The organism is Rahnella sp. P4_A8, assembly GCF_056402435.1.
The window spans coordinates 1-1,521 of the sequence record NZ_JBFUHK010000222.1 but is presented as its reverse complement, the minus strand read 5'-3'; the positions used below and the strand labels follow the sequence as shown (position 1 = coordinate 1,521).

Sequence of the window (1,521 nt, the reverse complement as noted above, 5' to 3'; positions counted from 1 at the left end):
CCTTTCAGCAACTTGATATTGAGAATGGTTATCAAATTCTCCCTTGGATAATACAGTTTTGTATCTAAAGTTATCAATGAAAAATCTGTTTTTTAACAAAAGTTGTATTCACTGCCTTTGTTCGGAAATCTGGTGATAAAAACTATGAAACGACGTGGCGCCTTTACGGGGATTCCAGTACATTAGCGCCCATCAAAACCTTCATCTACTGGCATAGTTATGCGGAGTTCTGCGTGAGCCAATCTTTATTAGATTTTTCAGGGTATATCAAGTTTTTCGTCGGGCTGTTTGCGCTGGTCAACCCTGTGGGGATCTTGCCAGTCTTCATCAGCATGACAAGCTATCAGGCGGCAGCGGGGCGTAATAAAACCAATATGACGGCAAACCTGTCGGTTGCCATTATATTGTCGACTGCACTTTTCCTGGGCGATGCCATTTTACATCTGTTTGGTATATCGATTGATTCATTCCGAATTGCGGGTGGGATCCTGGTGGTCACCATTGCGATGTCTATGATCAGCGGGAAACTGGGCGAGGACAAACAGAACAAGCAGGAAAAATCAGAAACAGCGATACGTGAAAATGTCGGGGTGGTTCCGCTTGCGCTACCTCTGATGGCCGGACCGGGCGCAATCAGTTCAACGATTGTATGGAGTTCACGCTATCACAGTTGGCCGAATCTGCTGGGACTGACACTTGCGATTATCTTCTTTGCATTTTGTTGCTGGTTACTGTTCAGAGCGGCACCATTGCTGGTGCGATTACTGGGGCAAACCGGGATTAACGTGATTACGCGTATCATGGGGCTTTTGCTGATGTCTCTGGGTATCGAATTTATTGTGACAGGGATTAAAGCTATTTTCCCTGGCCTGCTCTAACCTGCTGGTCACTGAATTATCACGGAAACACGGGTGGGTTTTCGTGATAATTATTACCTTTCCTTATAATGCGATGCATTAATATAGTGCAGCTAATGACTTAATTAAGCGCGTTTGCACCTAAATGTGGCGTAAAGCCACGTCTCATTCTTCTTTTCGAACCAAGTCTTCATTTCTTCTAATAAACTTAGCGAATTTTTAGCTAAATACGCATCTTTACTGCCCGTTTTGACGCTAATTTATCCACATCATTCTGTAAGGCTTGTGCATGCTGTATCGAGATGTTATTAGTGTTAACACCRCAGTTAACAGGTGTTTATCCTTGAAAACATCTTAATGTTAACGGATTGTGTCAGGCGAGTTCTTATGCAATCAGTGACGTTAATTTTGCGCTAAAAATTATCGTAAAAATGCCAATAAACAATGAGTTAAACAAGGTTTCCAAATGTTTCCTTGTGGATGGCTCATCGGGCTTGTAACCAGTAAAAGAGAATTGCGTAACAAATTTGCAAAATTTATTGGCGCCTGTATCAGGCTTCTGATAATTTTCAAATCGCCTTCAAAAATGGAATTTTGTTAAGCGGGATGCTCTGAGTGAGAACGAATCTTGCTAGAGACAGAAAGATTGAAGCCATTTTATTTG

1 protein-coding gene is annotated in these 1,521 nt (G+C 42.1%); it reads left to right on the top strand.

Features of this window, described 5'->3' with window-relative positions; translation table 11 throughout:
• The first annotated feature begins 233 nt into the window (after positions 1–233).
• A complete protein-coding gene (locus AC1DUO_RS24895; RefSeq protein WP_013575947.1) occupies positions 234–878 on the top strand; it encodes a YchE family NAAT transporter in 645 nt (214 codons plus the stop codon).
• Positions 879–1,521 lie beyond the last annotated feature (643 nt).